This is a genomic window from Kitasatospora sp. NPDC048286, from assembly GCF_043201735.1.
Lineage (GTDB): Bacteria > Actinomycetota > Actinomycetes > Streptomycetales > Streptomycetaceae > Kitasatospora.
In genome coordinates this window covers 190123-215966 of record NZ_JBICZE010000011.1, presented here as the reverse complement: position 1 = coordinate 215966, position 25844 = coordinate 190123, and the positions used below count along the sequence as shown (strand labels likewise).

The following is a 25844-nucleotide window of genomic DNA, read 5'->3' as shown; positions in this document are numbered from 1 at the left end:
GAGGCGTCAACTCGACGTCCTCCGGGCCCGGTTCGTTGTGGGCGCGGCGCGCGGTGTGGCTGGTTCTCGCTCTGGTGACGGCGGTCACGGGCTGACATGATCTGTGCGCCGACCAATTACGTTGAGCATCTGTTCGATTTCGCTCCGTGATCGGTCGGCTCGCAGTCGCACGGGTACCCCAGTCCGCGCCGGGCCTGCTCCCGGCCGTACGAGAGGAACAGACCCTTGACCGATTCCACGCCCCGCGAGCCCCAGCCGGCGACGTCGCTGACGGCGGATCTGAACGCCGCGGTCGTCGTCCCCTCCCCGGACCAGGACCCGGAGGCGGCGTTCGCCGCCCAGGGCCTGATCGAGGCCCTGTCCGCGGACTTCACCGTGGACCGGGCCGGCAGCGACCTCCCGGCGTGGAGCCTGGCTCCGTACGCGTTCCTGACCGGGCCGGCGCCCGACACCGTCAACCCGAGCCTGTGGCGCAACGCGCTGCTGAACATGAACACCGGCCTGTTCGAGGTCGTCGAGAACGCCGTCTACCAGGTCCGCGGCATGGACCTGTCCAACATCACCTTCCTGGAGGACCCCACCGGGGCCGACCCGCGGATCGTGGTGGTGGACCCGCTGGTCAGCGAGGAGTGCGCGAGCGCGGCCCTGGACCTCTACCGCGCGCACCGCGGGCAGGACCGCGAGATCTGCGCGGTGCTGTTCACCCACTCCCACATCGACCACTACGGCGGTGTGCTCGGCCTGTTCCCCGACGGTGTGGTGCCCGACGGGGTGGAGATCATCGCCCCGGACGGGTTCCTGGAGCACGCGGTGAGCGAGAACGTCTACGCCGGCAACGCGATGCAGCGCCGGGCGCTGTTCATGTACGGGTCGCTGCTGGAGCGCTCCGCCCACGGGCAGGTCGACGCCGGGCTGGGCAAGACCAACTCGAACGGCTCCTCCGGCCTGCTGGCGCCCACCTTCAACGTCGACTCCACCGTCGCCGTGCAGGGCCAGGTGGTGGCCTTCGGCCCGGTGAACCTGGAGTTCCAGCTCACCCCGGGCACCGAGGCGCCGGCGGAGATGAACTTCTACCTGCCCGACGTGCGGGCCCTCTGTATGGCCGAGAACGCCACCCCGACCCTGCACAACCTCTACAGCCTGCGCGGCGCCCAGGTGCGGGACGCCAAGTCCTGGTCGGAGTACCTGCGGCAGTCCATCGAGTGGTTCGCGGACCGCTCCGACACGCTGTTCGCCAGCCACTTCTGGCCGCGCTGGAACAGCACCGAGAACCCCGATGTGATCGTCTCCTTCCTCACCAGCCAGTCCGACCTGTACCGCTACCTGCACGACCAGTCGCTGCGGCTGGCCAACCAGGGCCTGACCATGACCGAGATCGCCGAGGACCTCGACGGCAACCTCCCCGAGGGCCTCGCCGGGCAGTGGTTCAACCGCGGCTACTACGGCACCGTCAGCCACGACACCAAGGCCGTCTACCAGCGCTACCTGGGCTGGTACGACGGCAACGCCGCCCACCTGCACACCCTGCCGCCCGAGCAGGCCGGCCCCCGCTACGTCGACGCGATGGGCGGCGCCGCCAAGGTCGTGGACCTCGCCCGGCAGACCTACGAGAACGCCAAGGGCGCCGAGGACTACCGGTGGGCGGCCGAACTGCTGAGCCACGCCGTGTTCGCCGACCCCACCGACACCGACGCCCGGGAGCTGGAGGCCGACGTCCTGGAGCAGCTCGGCTACCAGGCCGAGAGCGGCCCCTGGCGCAACTTCTACCTCGCCGCCGCGTTCGAGCTGCGCAACCGGCCCGCCGACGGCGCCCCGCCCGGCCTGCCCAACCCGCAGCTCATCACCCCGCCCGTCCTGGCGGCCATGTCGCTGGAGATGCTCTTCGACTACGTCGGCATCCGCCTCGACGGCCCCGAGGCCGCGGACTCGCCGCTGGCCATCGGCTTCACCGTCACCGGCGGCCTGGCGGGCGACCCGGACCAGTGCACCGTCCGGCTGCGCAACGGGGTCCTCGTCTACACCCCGGCGCCCGCGGACGACGGCACCGACGCCACCTACACCGTCACCCGCGACGGCCTGAACCGCCTGGCCGTCGGCGACGCCACGCCCGCGCAGCTCCTCGCGGACGGCGACCTCACCGTCGTCTCCGGCACGATCGACACCCTCGACACCCTCAACGGGCTGCTGGAGACCTTCGAGTACTGGTTCGGCCTGACCACGCCCTGACGCGAGGCCGCGAGCCCCTGCCCCGTTCCCCGCGGATTCCGGCCTGCCGGAATCCGCGGGGAACGGGCGCCCGCGTTTGCTGATCAAGCGTCACATCGCCTTGGAAACACGGTGGTTGACCTACCAGGATAGCTAAACGGAAGATCGTCTTCAGCACTTCGGGAAACCGCTCCCTCCTGCCGATCGCGCTGCCACGATGGCCGCAGGCGTCACGTCCGGGCCGCCGGCCCGGCGGGCGCGTCATGTCCGCTCTGGGGAGGGACCCTTCGATGTCATCGGATACACGCACGGGCCTGCGGGGCCGAGGAGCCCGGCTGCGCCGCCGCGCGGCGGGGCTGGGCGCGGCCGCGCTGCTGGCCGCGGCCGGGCCGCTCGGCGCGGGGGCGGGTGAGGCCGCCGCCTCGGCGCCCGCGCCCGCCGCTCCCACGGCCGCCACGGCCGCCGGCGCGACGCACCCGTTCGTCTACGTCGCCAACAGCGGGAACAACACGGTGACGGCGTACGACACCGTCACCGGCACGGTCGTGGCGACCATCCCGGTCGGCGCGACCCCGTACGCGGTGGCCGGCAGCCCGGACGGCGCCCGCGCGTACGTGCCGAACCTCAACGGCAACACGGTGTCGGTGATCGACACCGCCACCGCCACCGTGACCGCCACCATCCCGGTCGGCGTCCGGCCGGACAGCGCGACCGTCTCCCCGGACGGCAGCCGGCTGTACGTGGTGAACTTCGGCTCCGCCTCCGTGTCGGTGATCAGCACCGCCACCAACACCGCCACCTCCACCATCCCGGTGGGCCGCAACCCGTACACCGTCGCGATCAGCCCGAACGGCGCGAAGGCGTACGTGTCCAACGAGTTGGACAACACCGTCTCGGTGATCGACACCGCCCGTGGCGCGGTCACCTCCACCGTTCGGGTCGGCACCCTGCCGGTCGGGATCGCCTTCACCCCCGACGGCGCGAAGGCCTACGTCGCCAACCACAGCAGCGACAGCCTCTCGGTGCTCGACACCGCGACCGACACCGTCAGCGCGACCGTCCCGCTCGCCTCCGGCAGCGTGCCGATCGGCGTGGCGGTGAGCCCCGACGGCGCGAGCCTCTACGTGACCGGCAACGGCTCGGGTGCCGTCTCGGTGCTCAACACCGCCACGAACGCCGTCACCGCCACCGTCCGCGTCGGCTCCGGCCCGCAGTTCGTCGCCCTCGACCCGGCCGGCACCTCGGCGTACGTCACCAACCGCGGCTCCAACAGCGTCTCGGTGATCAGCACGGGCACCAACACCGTCACCTCCACCCTCACCGGGCTGAACTCGCCGGTCGGGCTGGGCTTCGTCAACGTGCCCCAGCCCGTCGTCACCGGCCTCGACCCCGCCTCCGGGCCCAGGACGGGCGGCACGCGCGTGACCGTCACCGGCTCCGGCTTCACCGGCGCGAGCGCCGTCAAGTTCGGCTCGGCCCCCGCGGCCTCCTTCACCGTCGACAGCGACACGCAGATCACCGCCGTCGCCCCGCCCGGGGCCGTCGGCACGGTGGACGTGACCGTGGCCAAGCCGGCCGGCACCAGCGCCACCGGCCGCGCCGACCGGTACACCTACCTCCCGTTGGCGCCCGCCGTCACCGCCGTCGACCCCGGCCACGGCCCGCGCAGCGGCGGCACGACCGTGACGATCACCGGCACCGACCTGGCCGGCACCACCGCCGTCGCCTTCGGCGGGGTCCCCGCCGCCTCGTTCACCGTCGTCTCCGACACCCAGCTCACCGCCGTCACCCCCCGACACGCCGTCGGCACCACCGACGTCACCGTCACCACGCCCGTCGGGACCAGCGCCACCGTCCCCGCCGACCGGTACGCCTTCGACAAGGTCGCCTCCCTCGGCACGGTCTACACCGCCGACAGCGGCGACGACACCGTCAAGGTCTACGACTCGGCCGCCGGCGCGGTCGGCGCCAGCATCCCGGTCGGCTCCAAGCCGTACGAGGTCAGCGCCAACCCGGCCGGGACCCAGGTGTGGGTGTCCAACTCCGGCAGCGGCACCGTCTCGGTGATCGACACCTCCTCCAACCTCGTCATCGGCACCGTCCCGGTCGCCACCACCCCGACCGCGATCACCTTCAGCCGCAACGGCGCCACCGCCTACGTCTCCAACTCCGGCAGCGGCACGATCTCCGTCGTCGACACCGCCACCCGCGCGGTGACCGCCACCATCCCCCTCATCGGCGAGCCGCGCGACTCCGCGCTCACCCCCGACGGGTCGACCCTGTACGTGGTCGAGCACACCTACGGGCTGGTCGTGTCGATCGACACCACCCTCAACCTCGTCAAGGGCGCCGTCCCGCTGTTCCAGACCCACCCGGCCGCGCTGGCCGTCACCCCCGACGGGCGCAGCGTCTACGTCGCCGACGACGGCGGCAGCACGGTCAGCGTCATCTCGACGGCGACCAACCTGGTGACCGGCACGGTCGCGGTCGGCTCGCGTCCGAGCGCGGTGGTGATGACCGGTCAGGGTGCCGCGTACGTGGTGAACAGCGGCAGCGACAGCGTGTCGGTGGTCGACACGGCGCGCGGCACGGTGACCGCGACCGTGCCGGTCGGCGCCGGCCCGCTCGCCGCCGCGGCCAACGCCGCGGGCAGCACGGTGTTCGTCACCAACGGGACGGACAACACCGTCTCGACGCTCGACACGGCCACCAACACCGTCACCGAGTCGGCGGCGGGCTTCTCGACGCCGCGCGGCGTGACCGTCCTCGGCTGATCCGGGCGGATGCTGCGGTAGCCGCACGGTGGGGGCGCGGATCACCCGATCCGCGCCCCCGTTCTGTTCGCGGGCCCTGCTCGCCGCCGGAGTCGAAGGCGGTATTCCTCCAACCTGTCCTGCGCGCAGTGCACTTGCCGCGCCATAAAGGCTCGCCTGCGGTCCCGATCCGGTGCGGGGTCGCGAGAGGCCGGGGGGCAAGGGGTGGACTGGGCCGAGGCTGCGGGCTACGGGGCCGTCGGTGGCGTGCTCGTCGAACTGCTGGTGGCCAACGGGCGGTTGCTGGCCTGGCAGGCCGACCGGCACCGGGCCCGCAGCGAGAAGCGGCGACGCATGCCCAGGCTGCGGACGTACATCGACCCGCCGTCGGACATCGCGGCGGTCGCCGCCGGGGCGTCCGCTCCCGCGATGCTCCGCCAGATCGGGTCGTTCACCAGCGTGCAGGGGTTGATCCGCGGGGAGGAGGCCGCCGGAGCCGGCCCGCCCGCCGCCGAGGAGGCGGTGGAGTCCGGCGGCGCCGCCGACCGGGAGGTGCGGCCGTGAGCTTCGGCCGGCGGTACCTGGAGTCGCTGCTCGCGGTGGACCGCGGTCGCGCGGGCGCACGGGAGCCTTTCGTTGCGCGGGTGGAAGTGCCGTGGTGGCGCCGGTACCTGGCCTCGCTCGTCGACGTGCGGCCGGCCGGCCCCGGCCGGCTCGACGGAGCGGTGGCGGTCGGGTCTGACCGCAGGCCTGCGGTTGGGCCCGACCGAAGGCCCGCGGCCGGTTCGGGCGCGGCCTGGGGACGCGCCCTGCCCGTGCCTCGGCAGCCGAGCCCCCGCCCGGTCGCCGCAGGGCCGGCACCGTCGCGCCGCCGGAACCCCGGCCGCCGCCTGGTCGGGGTGATCGCCGCCGAGCTCCTGCCCAGCGGGGTCTCCTACACCTTGATCCCGAGCACTCACGGCAGACCCGCCCCGCTCCCCTCCGGTGACTGCGCCGGCAGCTCCCGGACGAGGATCACCAGCGCGAAGACCGGCCTGCCGCTGGGGTTGGCGGACGCCGACCGGTCGGCGGGAAGCCCGGTGGTTCTGGACGGCATCGCGCGGTACGGCTGGGTCAGCACCCACAGCGGCCCGCACTGGCGCTACAACGCATGCACGGCGGACGGCCCGTCCCTCGTCCAGAACGCGGACGACACCGTGTCGTTGGGCCGGGGAGGCCCCGAGCCGGACATCTGGACGGTCGAGCCGGCGGCGGACCCCGGCACCTACACCATCGTCGGCCGGGGCGGCTGTGTGACGGCCGGCATTCCTGGCCGACAAGTCAAGGTGCAGGAGTGCGTCGCCGGAGATGCGGCGCAGCAGTGGAGGTTGTCGGACATCGGGTGAGGGCCCGGGTACGCCTGCGCCGGCGGTCCGGAGTGGGAAGTCGGCCGGGCCGACTTCCCACTCCTGTGCTGCTGCCGCTGTTGCGGGCTCAGCAGGCCGTAGCAGCGTCCGGCGTGCGGCTCGGCGCGTCGGACGGGTTCTGGAGCGGGTCCGACAGGTAGTGCCCCTGGTTCTGCCTCGCCTGCGCCGGTGGCTGCGCGGGTGCGGCGGGTCCGTGGGCCTCGTAGGCGGCCGTGACGGGCGCCTTCTGCTCGGCGGCGTGCGACGGCGTCGCGTAGCCGAGCATCGCGGTCGCCACGGCGGCACTCGCGACGGCCATCTTCGCGAGCCCTCCGGTCATCTCCGGCATGTGGTATCTCCCCCGTTCGTCACCCGCCCCACCGGCGGGCGCTGACCCGGACAGCGAACCACCGCCGGGGACGGGCGACAACCCTCCCCGGCGGCGTACTGCCGGATGAACTCTCCGGCAGCCCGTGTCGGTTCGGCCACTCGGCACCTGCCGCGAGGTGGCACGCGAGGGCCGGAGTAGGAAGTCGACCAGACCGACTTCCTACTCCTCCACTGCTGCCGTCAGCCCGTCTCCATCAGCAGCTGCGGACTCGTGGACCTGGTAGGCGGCCGTGACGGGCGCCTTCTCTTCGACGGCATGCGACGGCGTCGCGTGGCCGAGCAGCGCGGTCGCCACCGCAGCGCTCGTGACGGCCGCCTTCGCGAATCCGCCGGTCCAAGACGGCATGTGATACCTCCTCCATTCGTGACCCGCCCCACCAGCGGGAGCGGGTGACAACCCGCTCGCAGCGTGCTGCCGGATGAACTCTCCGGCGACCCACGCCGGTTCGACTGCCCCGAGGCGTCTGACGCGAGGTAGCGCGAGAGCCGGAGCAGCCGTCAGTCCGCCTCCGCCAACGACTGCGGTTGCTCGGGCTCGTGCGCCTCGCTCGCGGCGCTGACGGGTGCCTTCTGCTCCGCGGCGTGCGACAGCGTCGCGTGGCCGAGCAGCGCGGTCGCCACAGCAGCACTTACCACGGCAGCCTTCGCGAACCCGCCGGTCATGTCCGGCATGTGATACCTCCCCCGTTCGCCACCCGCCCCACCGGCGGGCGCTGACCCCGACAACCAACCACTGCCGGGAACGCCCGACAACCCTCCCCGGCGACGCACTGCCGGACGAACTCTCCGGCAACCGGTGGCGGTTCGGCCGACCCGACGCCTGATGCACAGGAAGTCGGCCGGGCCGACTTCCTGCTCCTCCACCGCTGCAGCCGTCAGTCCGCCTCCACCAGCGGCTGTGCGAGCGCGTTGGGCTCGTGGGTCTCGTAGGCGGCGGTGACGGGCGCGTTCTGCCCGGCGGCGGGCGCCGCGTGCGACGGCGTCGCGTGGCCGAGCAGTGCGGTCGCCACGGCGGCGCTCACGATGGTCGCTTTCGCGAACCCTCCGGTCCACTCCGGCATGTGGTGCCTCCCCCGTTCGTCGCCCGCCCCTGCGGCGGGCGTCGGCCCCGACAGCGAACCACCGGTGGGGCCGGGCGACAACCCTCCCCGGTGGCGTACGACTTGATGAACTCTCCGGCAACCGGGGGCGGTTCAGGCACCCCGACCCCAGAAGTCTACAGCTGTATACTTTCGGGAGGGGCACTTCACACGGGAGGGAAGCACGAGATGGATCTCAAGCTGATCGGCAGGCGCGCGCTCGTCACGGGTTCGAGCGCGGGTCTCGGCAAGGCCATGGTGAAACTGCTGGCGGCAGAGGGGGCGGCGGTCGTGGTGCACGGCCGGGACGAGGACCGCACGGAGGGCGTCGCGCGGGAGGTCCGCGAGGCCGGCGGGACGGCGCACGCGGTGGTCGGCGACCTCGCCGACGACGGTGGCGCCGAGGAGGTCGCCCGCGCCGCCACGGCGGACGGGCCCGTGGACATCCTGGTCAACAACGCGGGCTTCTACCGGCACCTTTCCTGGGCCGAGGCCACCCCCGACGAGTGGTGCGAGACCTACAACGCCAACGTCGTCTCGGGCGTGCGCATGATCCGGCACCTGGTCCCCGCGATGCGCGAACGCGGCTGGGGCCGGGTCGTCACCATCGGCGGCGGGCTCGCCTCCCAGCCGGCGGACGCCTTCCCCCAGTACAACGCCAGCCTGGCGGCCCGGCACAACCTCGCCGTCTCGCTCGCCCGCGAGCTCAAGGGCACCGGCGTCACGTCCAACGTCGTCTCCCCCGGGGCGATCCTCGTGGACGCCACCCGGGACCTCATCACCCGCATCGGACCCGACCACGGCTGGGGCGAGACCTGGGAGGAGATCCGGCCCAACGCCGTCCGGGCCATGATCCCCAACGACCAGGAGCGCTTCGGTGAGCCCGAGGAGATCGCCGCGGCCGTCGCCTACCTGTGCAGCGACTACGCCCAGTACGTCAGCGGGGCCACCATCCGCGTCGACGGCGGGCTCATCCGCTCCGCGTTCTGAGCACCCGCCCCCGCGCCCGGGAGGACCGCGGTGACGAAGGCGCGAAAGCGCCAACCACCCTGGCCCTGGCGGGAGTTACCCTCCGATGACTCCCGGACACCGACACACCGGCCTCCGACAGTCCGGCGGCGGACGGAAGCCGCCGACGGCAAGTCGGAAGGCCAACCGCCCTGGCCCTTGCGGGAGTTACCTGCCGGCGGCAGGCACCTTCGCGGCCGACGGCGCGGCGACGACCGGTTCCAGCATGCCCGCGAGCAGTTCGGCCAGGCGCCCGTCCTCGGCCGTGGCGAGCGCGGTGGTGCCGACGACGCTGCGCAGCAGCCAGGTGCCGGCGACCAGGGCGAGGGCGAGCTGTGCGCGCACGTCGGCGTCCGGTCCGTCGAGCAGCCGCGCCAGGCGGGCGCCCACATGGGTCTCCACGCCCCGACGCAGGATGGCCGCGGCCTCAGGGTCCGGTGCGGAGCGCAGCAGCAGGAGGAAGGGGTCGAGCGGGTCGGCGCCGGCGGCGGTGCGCCGGGCGAGGGTGTGGGCGAGGGTGTGCGCGAGGGCGGCGTTTTCGTCGCCGACGACGGTCGGGGGTGCGAAGGCGCGGTCGACGGCCTGGGTGAACAGGCCTTCCTTGGAGCCGAAGTAGCGGTTGATCATCATCGCGGTGACGCCGGCCCGTTCGGCGATCTGGCGCACCCCCGCCGCGGCGTAGCCGTGTTCGGTGAACTCGACGACCGCGGCCGCGAGGATCGCCTCGCGGGTCGCGGCGCCGTCGCGCTTGCGGGTGGGGGGTGCGGTGCTCATGGGCAGGAGCATACGGGGCCGGGTGTGGCGCGCCGCGCGGCGCTTACGCGTCCCGGTCCCAGGCGGCGCGCGGGTCGAGGACACGCGGGTCGCCGTCGAGCTTCAGGGCGTCGACGGGGTTGCGGCTGGTCAGGAACTCGTCGACGCCGTCGAGGGCGACGTCCTCTGGCAGCGGTTGTGCGGCGCCGGCGGTGAGGTGGGCGTCGTGGTGTGGAGCGCGGTCTCCTGGAGCTGGTGGCGGGCGGCGGCGGCGTTCCGGGGGGCTGGGAGGTGTCCCAGCAGGTCCAGCGGCCGCCGTCGGGGCCGGCCTGGCCGGCGGGGCCTCGCGCTCGCGGGGCTCGGCCGGGGCGTCCTCGGGGGCGGGCTGGGCCGTCGGGTGGCGGCCCTCGCCGATGTGCCGGGCCGGGTCGCACAGCGCCCACTCGGGGCAGGTGGGCACCTGGGTGTCGAGGGCAGGCGGCGCGGTGGCGATCGCGGTACGGAACGGAAGGCGGTCAGGCGGTCAGGCGGCGAGGCGGTCAGGCGGGGACGGCGTCGTCGGGCAGGGCGGCGACAATCGCCTCGACGGCCGCCGCGGCGCCGTCCACCTCCTGCAGCCGGCCGTCGTGGAACCGGATGCGGTAGGTGTGGTCGCCGGTCGGCATGACCCTCGGCAGGTCGCGGCAGATCGGCGGCGCCGCCCGGCGGCTGAAGGTGATCCAGGACATGCTCTGGCCCGGGGACAGGGCGCGCAGCCTCGGGTGCGCGTAGGCGGCCTCGACGAGTTCGCGCAGTGCGGGGACGTTTCTGTGGCGTGCCGTGGTCCTCTCGTCCGCGGTGTGTTCGCGCAGCTGGCGCCACCGTACGGGGATGGCCTCGCCGCGTTCGTGGGCTTCGGCGAGTTCGGAGGTGTGTAGGAAGGGCCGGCGGGCGAGGAGTTCGGCGATGCGAGCCCCGCTGTGCCAGGTGTGCATCGCGCCGGTCACTTCGGCGAGGTCGTCGGTGCTGCCGGTGGCCGTGCGGATCTCGCCGGTCCAGCAGCTGACGCTGAAGCTGCGTACTCCCGGTGCCATCCAGACGTGCGTCGACCGGTCCCCGGCCCTCACGTGCGCCTCCCTCCGGCTCCGGCCCGGCGAGGAGTCCGGCGAGGAGTCCGCCGGGGTGTCGGGCTCGACGGCGAGCCGGTGGCCCGCCCGGTCGGCCTGCGCCCGCAGGGCGTTCGTCAGTGAACCGGCCGACGCCACGTCGGGATAGTGCGTCGCGTACTCGCACTGGGCGTCGTCGGGGGCCGCGCCGGTTTTCTGTTCGGGCATGCGGTCGAGTCTGCCAGGGCCCGGCGCCGTCGCGGCGGGCGAAGCCGGGAGGAGTAGGAAGTCGGCCGGGCCGACTTCCTACTCCTCCCGGTCCCTCCCCCGGTCGGACTGCCCGCCGCGATCGTCGGGCAGGCCGAACAGCGGCAGGCAGGGCGTGAGCCCGTCGAGTGTGACGGGGACGCTGTGCCGCTGCTGCCAGCGTTCGCGGGTCAGCAGCAGGCGGCGTTCCGTCACCGCGCGGCCGCGGACGGCGTGGTGGGTGGTGCCGTCGGGTTCGTAGCCGTGTTTGCGGGAGACGGCGTAGGAGGTGGGGTTGTCCTCGAAGGCGCCGGATCTGGCGTGCCGGGCGTCGAGGCCGGCGAAGGCCAGGTGCAGGACGGCGGCGCGCATCTCGGTGCCGATGCCCTGGTGTTGGTGGCGGGCGCCGAGCCAGGAGCCGGTGGAGACCTGCCGCAGGACGGCGAAGTCGCGGGCGGCGAGGGTCTGCAGGCCGACGACCCGGCCGTTCTCGAGGACGGCCAGGTTGAGGGCCCAGTCGTGCGGGGACCAGTTGCCCAGGCGCAGCCAGTGGTGCTGGACGACGGAGCGTGCCCGCCGGGCGGGGGGCTGGTCGGTCCACGGCACGATGAAGGGCATGCGGTCCGGTTCGTGGACGCCCGCGGCCGCGAGGTCGGCCAGGGCGGCGAGTTCGTCGTCGTCGGGCAGGCGCAGTTCGAGGCGGGGGGTGTGCAGGCGCAGGCCCAGCAGCGGCCAGTGGTCGGTCAGCATGGGCCATTGTCGGAGGTGGTGGCGGTGGCGGTCATCCGGATTTTCGGGCCCCCTGCGCCGCACGCCCCCCTGCTGCGGAGCGGGAGGTCGGCCGGGCCGGCTTCCCGCTCCGCAGCGGCCGCACGGCGCTCTACTCGACGACCTGGGCCTTCACGAGGACCACGTCCTCCTTGGGGACGTCCTGGTGGCCGGACTTGGAGCCGGTGGGCACGGCCTTGATGGCGTCGACGACGTCCTGGCCCTCGACGACCTCGCCGAAGACGGCGTAGCCCCAGCCCTGGACGTTCTTGCCGCTGTGGTTGAGGAAGTCGTTGTCGGCGACGTTGATGAAGAACTGGGCGGTGGCGGAGTGCGGCTCCCCGGTGCGGGCCATCGCCACGGAGTACCTGACGTTCTTCAGGCCGTTGTCGGCTTCGTTCTGGATGGGGTCGCGGGTCTTCTTCTGCGTCAGGCCGGGCTCCATCCCGCCGCCCTGGACCATGAAGTTGTCGATGACCCGGTGGAAGACCGTCCCGTCGTAGAAACCGTCCCGGACGTACCGGAGGAAGTTCTCCACCGTCGCCGGGGCCTTCTCCGCGTCGAGGCGGAGGACGATGTCGCCGTGGTTGGTGCTCAGCTTGACCTTCGACATGACTACCTCACTGTCTGCATGGTTGCGGCTACGGAACGCTCACGGGGCATTGTGGCAGGAGGGACTGCCGTGAACCGGTGCGACCCGAGGACGCCATGGCGTGCTGTTTTGCGGGTGATGGTGAAGACAAACCACATTTGTGTGCCTACCACCCATTCGGATGATCTGTCACGGTATCCACGGCTGCCCTCCGTATGTCCCGCCCATCCTGTTCGCGGGCGTGCGCTCCCGCACGGCCCGCGTTCGGCAGCCGGCGGTCTCGGCCGGCGCGGCGAGGAGGAGAAGAGTCCATGACGGTGATGCGGACGGGTTCGGGACGGGTCTCGCGAATGGTCGCGGCCGCGGGAGCGGTCGCGTGCGTCGCGGCCCTCGGCCTGCCGGGGGCCGCCCAGGCCGCCTCGGTGCGGGCGGACAGCTTCAACTGGCACTGCGCCGACGAGTCGGGGTGGCACTACCCGGAGAGCACCTTCGAGGTGCGCACGCTGCTGTGCCTCGGTGAGAGGTTCGGGCAGCTCACGCCGACGCTCACGTGGGAGTGCAAGGTCAACGGGAACTGGGGCTGGGCTCCGGCCTCGTGCGACGCCAAGGACATGCGCTTCCGGCTCACCGATCCGAACGGGCAGGTGTTCAACGGCTCCATGCCCGACGGCACGGCGTACAACAAGGACAACTTCGGGACGCCCGAGGTGCCGTGCGTCGTCGGGGACTGGAAGTTCGAGCAGTCCTCCACCCACCGCAGGTACGGCGACAGCCCCACCTGGAACCCGCCCGGCCCGTGGGGGGACACCTCCTCCACCAGGACCGTGCACGTCAGCGCCTGCACCTGACGGGCCGCGCGGTGGGAGGCCGGGCCCCCTCGGGGTGCCCGACCTCCCACCGGTACGGGAACTCAGTGGGCCAGACTGAAGTCGCCGCCGACGGGGGCGGCGAGCTTGTCGATGCCGGTGAGTGCGGTCAGGGTGGGGACCGGGGTGGTGCTGTCGGTGGTGGTGCCGTCGCCGAGCTGGCCGGAGCCGTTGCTGCCCCAGGAGTGGACGGTGGCGCTGCCGGACAGGGCCACGGTGTGTTCGCGGCCGGCGGCGACCAGGCGCACGCCGGTGAGGCCGGGGACGGTGACGGGCAGGATGCGGAAGACGGTGGTGCCGTCGCCGAGTTGGCCGGCGGTGTTCTGGCCCCAGGCCTTGAGGCGGTGGTCGGTGTCGACCACGGCCATGCTGTGGTTGCAGCCGGCCGCGATCCGGGTGACGCCGCCGGTCCAGGTGGCCTGGGTGGTGACCGGGGTGAAGCGGTTGATGGTGGTGTTGTCGCCGAGTTGGCCGGTGGCGTTGTAGCCCCAGGCCTTCACCGTGGCGCCGGCGCCCGGTGCGCCGACCAGGACGAGGTTGTGGCCGGCGCCGGCGGCGATACGGCTGACCCCGGTCAGGCCGGCGACCGGGGCGGCGCTGCCGCGGCTGGACGAAGTGCCGTCGCCCAGCTGGCCGTTGCCGTTGTAGCCCCAGGACCAGACGGTGCCGTCCTCGCGCAGGGCCAGGCTGTGGTGGAGGCCGGCGGCGACGGCGACGATCCTGCTCAGGCCCTCGACCCGGACGGGGATGCCACTGTCGGCGGTGGCCCCGTTGCCGAGCTGGCCGTGGTCGTTGCGCCCCCAGGCCGCCACGGTGCCGTCGGCGAGCAGGGCGAGGCTGTGCGCGCCGCCGGCGGCGATGTCGGTGACGTCGGCGAGGTCGAGCACCTGGCCGGGCGCGTTGTGGCTGAACACCGTGCCGTCGCCGAGCTGGCCGGAGCCGTTGACGCCCCAGGACTGCACCGTACGGTCCGTGAGCAGGGCCAGTGCATGGCCGGTGGCGGCGCCGAACCCGCCGGCGGCGATCTTCACGACGTCGGTGCCGGTGAGCCCGTGCACGGTGGTGGCCGTGGTGCGGAGGTCGGTCCAGGTGCCGTCCCCGAGCTGGCCGGAACGGTTGTTGCCCCAGGACTTCAGGCGCTTCTCTGCCATGCGACGATGCCTCTTTACCTGTACGACAATAAGTCAAATCGTCGATACGTCAGTCGGGTTGACGATTCCACGATCATGAACCGACGCTACCCACGCACCCGTCACCGGCACGGGAAACAGCCGCCGGCCACCCGATCGGGTGACGGGGCCTGCCCAAGGCCGGAGACGGGCAGGAGGGGCAGGAAGGGGCGGCAGCGGGCGGCATCGGGCCGCGCCGCCCCCGGGGGCACGCTCCCGGGGCGCTCCGGGGGCCGTGCTCCCAGAGCGCTCCCGGGGCGCTTCCGGCGGCGCTACGCCGCGCCGAAGTGGCGCTTGGTGTCGGCGATCAGCGTGCGCAGGAACGCCGCCCCGGGTGCGTCGGTGAGTGCCGCGGGGCGGCGCAGGAACCGGGCGGGCTCGTAGGCGAAGGTCCAGGTGAAGCGGGTGCCGCCGGCGGCGAGGGGCTCGACCAGGTAGTCCTCGCCGAAGCGCCGGTAGATCGGCAGGCTGGCCTGGGTGACGCAGAACGCGTGCCGCCGGGCTTCCTCCTTCTCCTCCCAGTGCACGAACTCCTCGCGCAGCCGCAGCAGCCGAAGGGCCGTGACCTCCCGGGTCGTGCCGACGCCGTGCGGGGCCGGCGAGGTGTAGCGCCCGCCGGCCAGGCCGCGGCACCAGGACAGCGGGGTCCGTCCGGCGAGCCCCTCCCACACGGTGTGCGGCGCCACCGGCAGGTCCATCCGGAAGCGGTGGCGGTGCGGCGCGGTGTCGAAGAAGGACGCGTCGAAGCGCTCCAGCGCGAACCAGGGCATCGGGGGCCTCCTTTGAGCCGGGAAACGGTCCCGAGCGTATCGGGCCCGGGAAGAGGGCCAGGGAAGAGGGCCCGGGCGGCGGGCGTCGTATCAGGCCAGGCGGTGGGCCAGGCCCGGGTAGTCGGCGACCAGGCCGTCCGCGTCCAGCAGCAGCTCCGCCCGGTAGTCGCCGGCGGCGTAGCGGACGGTGGCGCCACCGTCCGGGTGGCGGCGCAGGTGGGTGTACGTCTGGCGGGAGGGCACGACGACGAGGTCGGGCACGCGGATCCAGGCCATCAGGAAGTGGTGCTCGCCGGGGCCCTGGTGGAGGGCGTGGCGCAGGACGGGCGGGGTGTTGGTGAGCGGGGACAGGCCGAGGTCGCAGTCGAGGGCGCCGTCGAGGTCGGGACGCGGGGTGCCGTCGACGCTCCAGCGGCCGGTGGCCTCGTCGCGGCGCAGGTCCAGGGTGCGGGTGGTCTCGGGGGTGCGGGCGGTGACGTGCATGCGGCGGGTGGTGAAGCCTTCGCCGGTCTCGAGTTGGCAGTCGAGCCAGTAGGGGGCGGGTTCGGCGGCGGCGGCGCGGCCGTGGGCGGTGAGGGTGGTGGGGCGGAGGTCGATCCAGGAGGTCTCCAGGCCGGCGGTCTCGGTGACCCGCCAGGGTCGGGACGGCGGTGTGAGTGGTGTGGGTGGCCTGGTCGCTGCGGGCGGCCCGGTCGGTGCGGTCGTTCATTCGTGCACGGTACTGCGGGCCTCCGACAGCGGCCCCGGCGGGCCGTCAACGCGGGGCGCTGCTCGGTCGTTCCTTCGTACGGGTGAGCGTGGGGGCGGGGCGTGCCTCGTGGCGGGCGGAGCGGGGGCCGGGGCGGCGGCGGGGCCGGTCGCGGGCTCCCCATAATCGCGTGGTGATCACATCCTGTGACGAAGCGTCGGCCCGTCTGCGGGCCGTGCCCGGGCTGTCGTGCTGCGCCCGCCCCCTGTTCCTGCTGCCCCTGCTGCGCACCGGCTGCCTGTCCGAGGTACTGACCGTGGAGGGCGCGGACGCGGGCTGGGCGGGCGAGTTCGGGGCGCGGTTCCACGCGCTGGAGCCGTACCGCGCGGTGCGCGACCACACCTCGCTGGGGGCGGGCGTCCACGAGGTGCTGCGCCGGATCGCCGAGGGCGACCGTACGCACGGCGGAACGGACAGCGGAACGGACGGCGGCAGGGACCCCGGCACGGGCGTCGGCTGGCGGGGCCGGGAGCTGGCGCTGCTGCCCTACACGGCGATGAAACCCGAGTGGCGCACGGCACTTGACGCGCTCGGCGCCCGCCTGGCGGAGCCGCCGGTGCAGCCGGCGCTGCCGGTACTGGGCGACAAGCGGGCGCAGCGCGCGTGGCTGCGGTCGGTGGGGGTGCTGACGCCGCGGGACGCGGTGGTCCCGGTGCTCGACCACCGGGAGCTGCGCCGGCGTTTCGGCGAGCGCTACGTGGTGCAGACGCCGCTCGGTTCCAGCGGCAAGGGCACCCACCTGGTCGCCGAGGAGGCGGACCTGGCTCCGATCCGCCGAGTCGGCGGCGGGCCCTGGCTGGTGAGCGGTTACGTGGAGGGCGCGGCGGTCAACGTGCACGTCCTGGTGTCGGCGGACGGCACGGTGCGGGTGCTGCGCCCGTCCGTCCAGCTGACCCGGGTCGAGGGGGTCGGCGCGCCGTTCGGCACGTACTCCGGCTGCGACTTCGCGGCGCCCGCGCTGCTGCCGGCGCGGGCACTGTCGCGGGCAGGTGTGGCGGCCCGGCGCGTCGGGGAGTCGCTGGCGGCGCTCGGCTACCGGGGGCTGTTCGGTGCGGACTTCGTCCTGGCGGGTGAGGAGGCGCTGCTGCTGGAGCTCAACTGCCGGATGCAGGGCTCGACCTGGCTGCTGGGCGAGCTGGAGCTGGCGGAGGACGCGTTGCCGTCGGCGCTGCGTCACGTGCTGGAGCTGTACGGCCACGCCACCGGCGGCGAGCCGCGCACGGATGCGGCCGGCGCGGTGCAGCTGGTGGTGCGGCACACCGGGGGCCCGGTGCGGGTGGCGGGTGCGCCGGGCGGCGGGCTGCACCGGCTCAAGGACGGGCTGCTGCAGTACTGCGGGGCCGGGTTCGGGCTGTTGGAGTGCGGTCCGGACGACTGTGTGCTGCTGCAACTTCCCGTCCCGGGAACGGTGTTGCATCCGGGGGTGCCGCTGGGCCGGATCGTCGCCCGGTACTCGCTGACCACCGCGGACGGCACCGCGCTCACCGAGCAGGGGCGGCGGCTGGTGGAGGCCCTGCGGGCGGGCTTCACGTTCGAGCCCGTCGAGGGGCTGCTGCCGTGCGCGGTGCCGTCCGCGGTGCCGTCCGCGGTGCCGTGCTGACGGCGCCGGGAGCGCTGTACGTCCGCCCGGCGGTGGCCGCCGACCTGCCCCGGTTGGCGGCGCTGCGGGCGGAGGCGGCCGCGTGGATCGCGTTGGAGCACGGCTCGGCCCAGTGGTCGTCCCCGTACGACCCGCAGCGCGGGCTGGCGCTGATCGCCCGGGGTGCGACGGTGGTCGCCGCGCTGGCGCCGCGGGGCGAGGCGGTCGCGACCGTGACGCTGCGGCCCACCGGCAGTCCGCGGCTGTGGAGTGGGGATGAACTGGCCTTTCCGGCGCGCTACTTGAGTTCCTTCACGGTGGACCGCCGGTACGCCGGGCAGGGTATCGGCGCCCGGCTGGGTGACTGGGCGGCCTGGCGGGCCGCGCGGGCGGGCGCCGGGCTGGTGCGGGTGAACGTGTGGAGCGACAACGCGGCCCTGCACGCCTACTACCGTGCGCGGGGCTGGCGTTGGGTGCGTACGGTGGCCGGCAGCCGCAGCGGCGCCCTGTTCGAGCGCGCCACGGTCGCGGTGGCGCTGCCGCCGCGGGTCCGGGAGGCGGACGGCCTGCGGGTGTGAGCCGGGCGGGGCGGGCCCGGCGGGCGGCCGTCCGGGCGGGGCACGCCCTCTCGACGCGGCCCGGCGCGGGCGAGCATCCTCGTGTCCCGGTGCGCGGCGTACGGCCGCGCGCCGCCGTCGCCGTGTCGAGTGGAGGAACCCGTGTCGCAGCAGGAGCCCGTGGAGCGTCTCGTACTGGACCCGACCGGCCGCGCCCGCGACGCCGAGAGCGCCGAGCTGTCCGCGCGCGGGGCGGCCACGCCCGTGGACATCCTGGGTGTGCGGGCCTGGTCGGTGTCCGACCCGGAGCTGCTGGAGGAGCTGACGAAGGACCCGCGCATCTCCAAGGACGGCTCGCAGCACTGGCCGGAGTTCGCCGAGGTGGTGCGGACCTGGCCGCTGGCGATCTGGGTGAGCGCGCACAACATGTTCAACGCGCACGGCGCCGACCACCGGCGGCTGCGCCGGCTGGTGGGCGGCGCCTTCACCGCCCGCCAGGTGGCGACCATGACCGCCGGTGTCGAGGAGCTGACCGACGCCCTGCTGGACGGCCTGGCCGCGGCCGCCCCCGGCGAGGTGGTGGACCTGCGCGACCGCCTGGCCTACCCGCTGCCGATCCAGGTCATCTCCCGGCTGCTGGGCCTGCCCGACGAGATCACCGGCACCTTCCGGAGCATGGTCGACAAGGTGTTCTCCACCGTCCTGTCCCCCGAGGAGTCGGCGGCCACCGTCACCGCGTTCCTGGCCCTGCTGGAGGAGCTGATCGCCGCCAAGCGCCGTGAGCCGGGCGAGGACATGACCTCGGCGCTGATCGCCGCCCGCGACGCCGAGAGCGACGGCGCCGCCGGCGCGCTGAGCGAGGAGGAGCTGCGCGACACCCTGCTCCTGATCGTCTCGGCCGGCTACGAGACCACCGTGAACCTGATCGACAACGGCATCACGGACCTGCTCACCCACCCCGACCAGCTCGCCCTGGTACGCGCGGGCAAGGCCGGCTGGGACGACGTGGTCGAGGAGGCGCTGCGCCGCGACGCGCCGGTGGCGCACCTGCCGATGCGCTACGCGGTGGAGGACGTCGAGCTGCCCGGCGGGGTGACGGTGCGCAAGGGCGAGGCGATCCTCGCCGCCTACGCGGCCGCCGGGCGCCACCCGGCGCGCTACGGCGACAGCGGCGCCGACTTCGACGTCACGCGGCCGGCCAAGGACCATCTCGCGTTCGGGCACGGCGTGCACTTCTGCCTCGGCGCGCCGCTGGCCCGTCTGGAGGGGCGCACGGCGCTGCGCCGGCTGTTCGAGCGCTTCCCGGACGTCGCCCTCGCTCCCGGGGCGCGGCTGGAGCCAGTCGACTCGCTGATCTCCAACGGGCACCGCGCGTTGCCGGTGCTGCTGGGGCCGCAGGCCTCCTGACGCCCGCCCGGGCCCGCCCGCCCCCGGCCCCGTGCCCCGCCGTGCCGTCCTCGCCCGGGTGGCGCAGCGGGGCGGGCCGGGGGTGGGCGGGCGTGTTAGCAATGGCCGGTGGGGGCGGGGGTCCACGCGGACACGTGCGAAGCACTCGCGGAGCACTCGACATCCGGAGGCCGTCTTGTCGCACCACCTCAGCGGACCGAACCTGCGCTCACCCGAGGGTGACGCGCGCCTGGACCTCGGGGTGCGCACCCGTCGCTGACGGCGTACTTCAACGAGGAGGACGTGAAGGACGCGTACAACGCCGGTGAGCCGGTGGACGACTGGGCGACGTACCGGGGGCGCGCCTGCTGTGCCGTCGGGCAAGCAGGCGCGCCCCTGTCGGATGTCAGGGACCGTTGCGGGCACCGGATTCCTAGGCTGGCGGGCAGTGGAGGGGCGGATCGTCCGTCCTCGTACCAGTCAAGGGAGAACCATCATGCGCAGGATCACCCGTGCCGTCGCCGTCCTGGCCGTGGCCGTCGCCGCCCTGACCACGACGGGGGTCGGCGGCGCCGGCGCCGCGGACGGCTCCTGGGCGGGCTGCCCGTCCGGGGCGGTCTGCGTCTACCCGCAGAACCAGGACCCGGCGTCCTCGCCCAGCGATGTCTACTGGAGCTACGGCGCGCACAACCTGAGCGGCCAGTACGGCAACCACTGGGTGCTCAACAACCAGAGCGGCGGGGCGCACGCCCACCTGTGCCGCGGTTCGGGCGGCGGCGACTGCGTCTACGACATCCCGGCGGGCAAGGGCGTGTACTACGACCTGGGTCCGATCAACTCGATCACGCTCGACCGGCCCTGACGTTTCGTCGGGTCGCAGGGGCGGGGTGCCCGCCGCACGAGGGGAGCGGCGGGCGCTCCGTCATGCCGTGCCGCTTGCCGCCCGGTTGCCGAGGCGTGTTCACGAAGATAACGAATAGTGGTGGATTTCCGGGAGGCTGGTTTTACTTATTGACGTCATGTACGCGTCCAGGGTTGACTCCCCCCACCCCGCCGCAACGCCGCGGCGACCCCAGGGAGAGGCCAACCGTATGAACGCCGTCCTGCGTCGCGCCCTCGTCTCCGCCGTGGGCCTCGCGCTGACCCTGTCCATGACCGCCGCCTGCGGCAAGGCCGGCGGCGCCAAGAGCGAGTCCACCTCCGCCGGCGACCCGAACGCCATCGGCCTGCTGCTGCCCGAGAACGCCTCCTCGGTGCGCTACGAGTCCTTCGACCGCCCGTTCATCGAGGCCAAGGTCAAGTCCCTGTGCGCGCAGTGCAAGGTGCTGTACAACAACGCCGAGGGCAGCGCCGCCAAGCAGAAGCAGCAGTTCGACACCCTGCTCACCCAGGGCGTCAAGGTGATCATCCTGGACCCGTACAACGCCGAGTCCACCCAGGGCTGGGTGCAGGAGGCCGCCGCCAAGGGCGTCAAGGTCGTCGCCTACGACCGCCTCGCGAGCGGGCCGGTCGCCGCGTACACCTCCTTCGACAACGAGAAGGTCGGCGAACTCCAGGGCCAGGCCCTGCTGGACGCGCTCGGTGCGCAGGCCGCCGAGGCGAACATCGTCATGATCGACGGCGACGAGGCCGACCCGAACTCCGCGCAGTTCAAGTCCGGCGCGCACAAGGTCCTCGACGGCAAGATCAAGAAGGTCGTCTACGAGCAGTCCGGGCAGTGGGACGCCACCATCGCCGGGCAGAAGATCTCCGCCGCCGTCACCGAGTTCGGCAAGAACGGCTTCCAGGGCGTCTACTCCGCCAACGACGGCATGGCCGCCGCCATCATCACCCAGCTCAAGGGCGCCGGCATCAAGATCCCCGTCGGCGGCCAGGACGCCGGCCTGGACGCGATCCAGCGCATCGTCAACGGCGACCAGGCGTACACCATCTACAAGGCCTACCGCCCGCTCGCCGAGACCGCCGCCGAACTGGCCGTCGCCCTGCTGCAGGGCAAGGACGTCAAGGCCGTCGCCGGCGCGAGCGTCGACAGCGCCACCGACAAGAACATCCCGGCCAAGCTGCTGGACGCCAAGGTCGTCACCAAGGACAACATCGCCGCCACCGTCCTGGCCGACGGCCTCTACAAGGCCTCCGACGTCTGCACCGCCGACTACGCCGCCGCGTGCGCCGCGGCCGGCCTCAAGTAGCCGCCCCCGGCCGCCACTGAAGCATCCCTTCACGTAGCCGACCAAGCAGTCGATCAAGTCGCCGCTCCCCCAAGGTGGTTGTTCCCGTGACAGGCGTACCCGTCCTGCAGCTGCGCTCGGTCTCCAAGCGCTTCGGCGCCGTCCAGGCCCTCACCGACGTCGACCTCGCCGTCCACGCCGGCGAGGTGCTCGCCCTCGTCGGCGACAACGGCGCCGGCAAGTCCACCCTCGTCAAGACCATCGCCGGCGTCCACCCCGTGGACGAGGGCACCCTCGCCTGGCACGGCGAGGCGGTACGCCTGGCCAGACCCCAGGACGCCGCCGCCCTCGGCATCGCGACCGTCTACCAGGACCTCGCCCTGTGCGACAACCTCGACGTCATCGCCAACCTCTTCCTCGGCCGCGAGAAACGCCGCCGCGGCCTGCTCGACGAGGTCGCCATGGAGCAGCAGGCCCGCCGGCTGCTGGACACCCTCGCCATCCGCATCCCCGACGTGCGCACCCCCGTGGCCGCGCTGTCCGGCGGGCAGCGGCAGGTGGTGGCCATCGCCCGCGCCCTGGTCGGCGAGCCGGCGCTGGTCGTCCTGGACGAGCCCACCGCGGCGCTCGGCGTCGAGCAGACCGCCCAGGTCCTCGACCTGGTGGAACGGCTGCGCGAACGGGGCCTGGCCGTCGTGCTGGTCAGCCACAACATGGCCGACGTACGGGCGGTGGCCGACACCGTCGCCGTGCTGCGCCTGGGCCGCAACAACGGCGTCTTCCCGGTGGCGGGCACCACCCAGGAACAGATCGTCGCCGCGATCACCGGCGCCACCGACAACGCCCACGCCCGCCGGGCCCGCCGCACCACCGAGCACACCGAGGAGGCCGAGGCCCTGTGAGCGCCCCCGACGCACCCGTCAGCCCCACCGCCGCCCAGCCCGCCGGTCCCGCCGTCGATCCGCGGCTGCAGCAGACCGCGCCGGGCCTGGCCGGCCAACTGCAGGCCGCCCGTCGGCGCCTGGCCTCCGGCGAGCTCGGCTCGCTGCCGGTCGTCGTCGGCCTGGTCGTCATCGCCGTCGTCTTCCAGTCCGTCACCCACCACTTCCTGCAGGCCGACAACCTCACCAACATCACCCGCTTCATCGCCGGGCCCGGACTGATCGCCGTCGGCGTCGTCTTCGTGCTGATCCTCGGCGAGATCGACCTCTCCCTCGGCTCGGTCGCCGGCGCCAGCGCCGCCGTCGCCGCAGTCCTGACGGTGCGTCAGGGCTGGAGCGAATGGGTGGCCATCCTCGCCGCCCTCGGCGCGGCCTGCGTCATGGGGCTGCTGCACGGCCTGTTCTTCGCCCGCGTCGGCGTGCCCGCCTTCGTCGTCACCCTCGCCGGGATGCTCGCCTGGAGCGGCCTGCAGGAGTACGTCCTCGGCGACGGCGGCACCGTCAACAACCACCACGACGGCATCGTCGCGAGCCTGGACAGCACCTTCCTCGGCGACGGCGACATCGCCTACGCCTGGGCCCTGGCGATCCTCGCCCCCGCCCTCTACCTGGCCGCCCGCCTGCACACCGCCCGCCGCCGCCGCGCCGCCGGCCTCACCGCGGCCCCCGCCGCCGACAGCGCCATCCGCGCCGGGGCGCTGGCGGTGCTGTGCCTGGCCACCGCCTACGCCCTCAACCAGGACCGCGGCCTGCCGCTGTCCCTGGTCGTCCTGCTCGGCGCCGTCCTCGCCACCGACTTCGTGCTGCGCCGCACCCGCTACGGCCGGCAGGTCTTCGCGGTGGGCGGCGGCGTCGAGGCGGCCCGGCGCGCGGGCGTCAACGTCGCCCGGGTCCGGATCTCCGTCTTCGTGCTCTCCGCCTTCCTGGCCGGCCTGGGCGGCCTGTTCTACGCCTCCCAGCAGGGCTCCGCCGACAAGCAACTGGGCGGCGGCAACGTGCTGATGAGCGCGATCGCGGCGGCCGTCATCGGCGGCACCAGCCTCTTCGGCGGGCGTGGCAAGACCTGGTCCGCGCTGCTGGGCATCCTCGTCATCCAGTCCATCACCACCGGCCTGGACATGGTCCACGCCGCCCAGGCCATCCAGTACATGATCACCGGCGCCGTCCTGCTCGCCGCCGTCGTCCTCGACTCCCTCACCCGCCGCACCCGCGCCACCGGGCGCGGATAGCCCTGGCACGCACCGCAGGGCCCCCGGCGCGCGCCGGGGGCCTCGGTGCGTGCCGGGGACCTGTTCAGGCGAAGGTGATCTCCAGCCAGGGGCTCATCATGATCCCCCGCGCGCCGTCCGGCTCCTTGGCCAGATCCCCCTGGGCGGCCTGCAGGTTCTGGCCCGGGCCCTGCCAGAACCGGTACGGCCCGCCGGAGTTCTCGGGCGGGATCAGCGCCCAGTACTGGTAGTGCGTCAGGGTGAGGTAGACGCGCTTGTTGACGTAGTCCAGCACCACCTTGACGTTGTGCTCCCAGTCGCTGCCCGTACCGGTGTACTCGGCGAAGCCGCGCGGGGCCGTGGCCGCGTTCTGGACCGAGGAGCCCGCGCCGGACTGCGAGTTGGCGCCGTAGTGGGCGTGCAGCGGCCCCGCGTGCGCGGGCACGGCCGCCGGGTCGAACCCGTTGTCGGGCAGCCGGCCGTAGTCGTCCTGGTGCCAACTGCGCAGCGTCCCAGGCTGGTTGGGGCTCTTGTCGCGCACCGCCTGCTGCGCCGGGCTCCGCTCGTCGATCACCGGCCGCTGCTGCCCGGGGTCCGGGTCCTCCAGCTGGTAGCGCACGTCGAAGATCAGGTTGAGCAGCGGGCGCGGCAGCATCTCGACGGCCTGCCTCAGCGTCAGCTTCTTCAGCGGCAGGTTCGCCCCGCCCCGTGGGTGGTTCTGCAGCCGGGGCTGCTCCTGCCGGGCCTGTCCCCCGGCGACGACCGGGCCGAGCGAGCGGGCGGTCTTGTCCCGCATCGTGTCGTCGTTGCCCCAGTACGGCTCCGTGTTCCCGGACAGGGAGGTGTGGTAGTAGCCGGTGTCCGCGGTGTTCGGCTCGGTCGCGTACCGGGTGTCCGCGTTCGGCACCGGCACCATGGCGCCCGGCCCGTCCTCGTGGTCCGGCGGGTTGTGGTCGGAGACGTAGGCCTGCTGGGTCTCCAGGAAGGTGTTCACGGCGGTGACGAGCGCGGTGGTCAGCCGGAGGGCCTCGGGCACGTCGAGGGTGGCCGGCTTGAGCCGCTCCCTGATCGCGGTGAGCCTCGCCTTGAACCCGCCCTGGGGGTCGAGCTTGTGGGCGCGGTTCACCTCGTCCTGCACGGCGATCGCCAGGTACCGCACGAGCTGGGGCACGGTCAGCGGCTGTTCGTCGGTGGCGCCCACGCCCCGCGCGTACATGCCGGGCGTGATCTTGACGATCCGCTGCACGGCGGCGGCCGGTTCGCCGGCCTGCGCGTCGCGTACGGGGGCGCCGTGGTCGTGCGCTTCGTCCGAGTGCCCGGCCATGACGCGCCGCGCGGTGGCCTCGGCCTCCCGTTCGAACCTGTCCGCGGGGTCGGAGACCTTCAGGCCGGCCCCGTTGTCGGTCCCGGCGACGGCGCCCCGGCGCTGCTGGATCACGTGCGCGAGCTCATGGGCCAGGGTGTGCCGGTCCGCGCCGCCCGCGCCGACGACGACGTGACTGCCCGAGGTGTACGCCAGGGCCCCCACCTCGGCCGCGGAGGACCGGGCCGCCGGGCCGCTGTGGATCCGCACGTCGGAGAAGTCGGCGCCGAACCGGGCCTCCATGTCGGCGCGCACGCCCTCGTCCAGGGGCCGCCCGGGGGCGCGCAGCACGTCGTGGACGGCGGAACGCTGCACCTCGGGCAGCTCGTCGTGCCCCTGGCCGGCCCGGCGCAGCATCTGCACGACGGCCCGGTTCCCGGCGGCCGCCTGCTGGGCCATGGGGCTCCAGGGCGCTGCCGTCGCCGCCCGTGGCCCGGTCGGCTGCCGGGCCGGTTCGCGGCTGGTGGTGGCGGCGCCGGTCGTCCTGGCCCTGCTGCGGTCGTGCATGCGCTCCCCATCCGATGGCGGCCTTCGGCTCGTCTCGCTCCTGCCTACCGGGCCGGGGGCGCCCGGACCAGAGCTGCCGGGGCAGTCCCGGGGACGGACCGGTTGCCCCGGCGCACCGCTGTTGCCGTCGGCGTGGCGCAGCGGCCCCGAACACCCCGCCCCAACCAGCCCCCGCGCACTGGAAGTCGGCCCGGTCGACGTCCTGCGCCATGGCCCGGTCACCCGAACAGCACCAGCCCAGCCATCGCACACGAGAAGTCGGCGGATTCGACTTCTCGCGCGCACGACACAGGCCCTCACGCACGGACCGCCCAACCC

General features: G+C 73.6%; 25 protein-coding genes and 1 pseudogene. 13 read left to right on the top strand and 13 right to left on the bottom strand.

The genetic code is table 11. The features are described 5' to 3' along the window. The first annotated feature begins 225 nt into the window (after nt 1–225). The 4 genes from ACGF13_RS26220 (at nt 226) to ACGF13_RS26205 (ending at nt 6343) form a co-directional block, all read left to right on the top strand. Complete coding sequence (locus ACGF13_RS26220; protein WP_392879298.1) at nt 226–2226, top strand: alkyl/aryl-sulfatase; 2001 nt, start codon at nt 226–228, stop codon at nt 2224–2226. A gap of 269 nt (nt 2227–2495) precedes the next feature. Next, nucleotides 2496–4979: a beta-propeller fold lactonase family protein gene (locus ACGF13_RS26215; RefSeq protein ID WP_392879295.1), complete on the top strand. Its 2484-nt coding sequence runs from the start codon at nt 2496–2498 to the stop codon at nt 4977–4979. A 204-nt stretch (nt 4980–5183) separates the two neighbouring features. Next, the gene (locus tag ACGF13_RS26210) at nt 5184–5522 is read left to right on the top strand and encodes a hypothetical protein (protein WP_392879293.1); all 339 of its coding nucleotides are present in this window, start codon (nt 5184–5186) and stop codon (nt 5520–5522) included. A gap of 251 nt (nt 5523–5773) precedes the next feature. Further along, nucleotides 5774–6343, top strand: a complete 570-nt coding sequence (locus tag ACGF13_RS26205) for an RICIN domain-containing protein (protein ID WP_392879291.1) — start codon at nt 5774–5776, stop codon at nt 6341–6343. 88 nt (nt 6344–6431) lie between these two features. On the opposite strand, the gene ACGF13_RS26200 is transcribed toward ACGF13_RS26205, so the two are convergent. The 4 genes from ACGF13_RS26200 to ACGF13_RS26185 all read right to left on the bottom strand — a co-directional run bounded on the left by ACGF13_RS26200 (nt 6432) and on the right by ACGF13_RS26185 (nt 7794). Beyond that, on the bottom strand, nt 6432–6692 hold the full coding sequence (locus tag ACGF13_RS26200) for a hypothetical protein (RefSeq protein ID WP_392879289.1): 261 nt from the start codon (nt 6690–6692) through the stop codon (nt 6432–6434). A gap of 201 nt (nt 6693–6893) precedes the next feature. Then, nucleotides 6894–7079: a hypothetical protein gene (locus tag ACGF13_RS26195; protein WP_392879286.1), complete on the bottom strand. Its 186-nt coding sequence runs from the start codon at nt 7077–7079 to the stop codon at nt 6894–6896. A gap of 152 nt (nt 7080–7231) precedes the next feature. Beyond that, on the bottom strand, nt 7232–7405 hold the full coding sequence (locus ACGF13_RS26190) for a hypothetical protein (protein WP_392879284.1): 174 nt from the start codon (nt 7403–7405) through the stop codon (nt 7232–7234). 203 nt (nt 7406–7608) lie between these two features. Then, nucleotides 7609–7794, bottom strand: a complete 186-nt coding sequence (locus tag ACGF13_RS26185; protein ID WP_392879281.1) for a hypothetical protein — start codon at nt 7792–7794, stop codon at nt 7609–7611. A gap of 207 nt (nt 7795–8001) precedes the next feature. On the opposite strand from ACGF13_RS26185, the gene ACGF13_RS26180 reads away from it, so the two are divergent. Beyond that, nucleotides 8002–8802: an SDR family NAD(P)-dependent oxidoreductase gene (locus ACGF13_RS26180; protein ID WP_392879278.1), complete on the top strand. Its 801-nt coding sequence runs from the start codon at nt 8002–8004 to the stop codon at nt 8800–8802. 186 nt (nt 8803–8988) lie between these two features. Here ACGF13_RS26180 and ACGF13_RS26175 read toward each other — a convergent pair whose 3' ends face one another. From ACGF13_RS26175 to ACGF13_RS26155, 5 genes are all read right to left on the bottom strand, one after another. Continuing rightward, complete coding sequence (locus ACGF13_RS26175; protein ID WP_392879276.1) at nt 8989–9594, bottom strand: TetR/AcrR family transcriptional regulator; 606 nt, start codon at nt 9592–9594, stop codon at nt 8989–8991. 43 nt (nt 9595–9637) lie between these two features. Continuing rightward, nucleotides 9638–10033: a hypothetical protein gene (locus ACGF13_RS26170; protein ID WP_392879273.1), complete on the bottom strand. Its 396-nt coding sequence runs from the start codon at nt 10031–10033 to the stop codon at nt 9638–9640. A gap of 79 nt (nt 10034–10112) precedes the next feature. Beyond that, entirely contained in the window at nt 10113–10886 is a 774-nt protein-coding gene (locus ACGF13_RS26165) for a DUF6193 family natural product biosynthesis protein (RefSeq protein ID WP_392879271.1), read from the bottom strand. Between the two features lie 78 nt (nt 10887–10964). Then, nucleotides 10965–11654 (bottom strand): GNAT family N-acetyltransferase, encoded by a 690-nt coding sequence (locus ACGF13_RS26160; protein WP_392879268.1) that lies wholly within the window; start codon nt 11652–11654, stop codon nt 10965–10967. Between the two features lie 130 nt (nt 11655–11784). Further along, nucleotides 11785–12285 carry a peptidylprolyl isomerase gene (locus ACGF13_RS26155; protein WP_392879266.1) on the bottom strand — a complete coding sequence of 167 codons (501 nt, stop codon included), beginning with the start codon at nt 12283–12285 and terminating at the stop codon, nt 11785–11787. A gap of 290 nt (nt 12286–12575) precedes the next feature. On the opposite strand from ACGF13_RS26155, the gene ACGF13_RS26150 reads away from it, so the two are divergent. Then, entirely contained in the window at nt 12576–13112 is a 537-nt protein-coding gene (locus tag ACGF13_RS26150) for a hypothetical protein (protein ID WP_392879264.1), read from the top strand. A gap of 62 nt (nt 13113–13174) precedes the next feature. Here ACGF13_RS26150 and ACGF13_RS26145 read toward each other — a convergent pair whose 3' ends face one another. From ACGF13_RS26145 to ACGF13_RS26135, 3 genes and pseudogenes are all read right to left on the bottom strand, one after another. After that, entirely contained in the window at nt 13175–14281 is a 1107-nt protein-coding gene (locus tag ACGF13_RS26145; RefSeq protein ID WP_392879262.1) for an RCC1 domain-containing protein, read from the bottom strand. 290 nt (nt 14282–14571) lie between these two features. After that, on the bottom strand, nt 14572–15069 hold the full coding sequence (locus ACGF13_RS26140) for an SRPBCC family protein (protein ID WP_392879260.1): 498 nt from the start codon (nt 15067–15069) through the stop codon (nt 14572–14574). A gap of 90 nt (nt 15070–15159) precedes the next feature. Then, nucleotides 15160–15693 (bottom strand): annotated as a pseudogene (locus tag ACGF13_RS26135) (putative glycolipid-binding domain-containing protein); the annotation flags it as partial. Between the two features lie 257 nt (nt 15694–15950). Between ACGF13_RS26135 and ACGF13_RS26130 the strand changes: the two are divergent. The 7 genes from ACGF13_RS26130 (at nt 15951) to ACGF13_RS26100 (ending at nt 23677) form a co-directional block, all read left to right on the top strand. After that, nucleotides 15951–17417, top strand: coding sequence for an ATP-grasp domain-containing protein (locus ACGF13_RS26130; protein ID WP_392879257.1), 1467 nt, complete (start codon nt 15951–15953; stop codon nt 17415–17417). Continuing rightward, nucleotides 17375–17974, top strand: coding sequence for a GNAT family N-acetyltransferase (locus ACGF13_RS26125; RefSeq protein WP_392879255.1), 600 nt, complete (start codon nt 17375–17377; stop codon nt 17972–17974). The genes ACGF13_RS26130 and ACGF13_RS26125 overlap by 43 nt, the downstream gene beginning before the upstream one ends. A 141-nt stretch (nt 17975–18115) precedes the next feature. Continuing rightward, nucleotides 18116–19360: a cytochrome P450 gene (locus tag ACGF13_RS26120; RefSeq protein WP_392879253.1), complete on the top strand. Its 1245-nt coding sequence runs from the start codon at nt 18116–18118 to the stop codon at nt 19358–19360. 475 nt (nt 19361–19835) lie between these two features. Next, nucleotides 19836–20201, top strand: coding sequence for a hypothetical protein (locus ACGF13_RS26115; protein ID WP_392879250.1), 366 nt, complete (start codon nt 19836–19838; stop codon nt 20199–20201). Nucleotides 20202–20430: 229 nt separating this feature from the next. Beyond that, nucleotides 20431–21528: a sugar ABC transporter substrate-binding protein gene (locus ACGF13_RS26110; RefSeq protein WP_392879248.1), complete on the top strand. Its 1098-nt coding sequence runs from the start codon at nt 20431–20433 to the stop codon at nt 21526–21528. An 86-nt stretch (nt 21529–21614) separates the two neighbouring features. Next, nucleotides 21615–22409 carry an ATP-binding cassette domain-containing protein gene (locus ACGF13_RS26105; protein ID WP_392879245.1) on the top strand — a complete coding sequence of 265 codons (795 nt, stop codon included), beginning with the start codon at nt 21615–21617 and terminating at the stop codon, nt 22407–22409. Next, nucleotides 22406–23677 carry a sugar ABC transporter permease gene (locus ACGF13_RS26100; RefSeq protein ID WP_392879242.1) on the top strand — a complete coding sequence of 424 codons (1272 nt, stop codon included), beginning with the start codon at nt 22406–22408 and terminating at the stop codon, nt 23675–23677. Before ACGF13_RS26105 ends, ACGF13_RS26100 begins: the two co-directional genes overlap by 4 nt. A gap of 64 nt (nt 23678–23741) precedes the next feature. On the opposite strand, the gene ACGF13_RS26095 is transcribed toward ACGF13_RS26100, so the two are convergent. After that, the gene (locus tag ACGF13_RS26095) at nt 23742–25526 is read right to left on the bottom strand and encodes a DUF4157 domain-containing protein (protein WP_392879239.1); all 1785 of its coding nucleotides are present in this window, start codon (nt 25524–25526) and stop codon (nt 23742–23744) included. Nucleotides 25527–25844 lie beyond the last annotated feature (318 nt).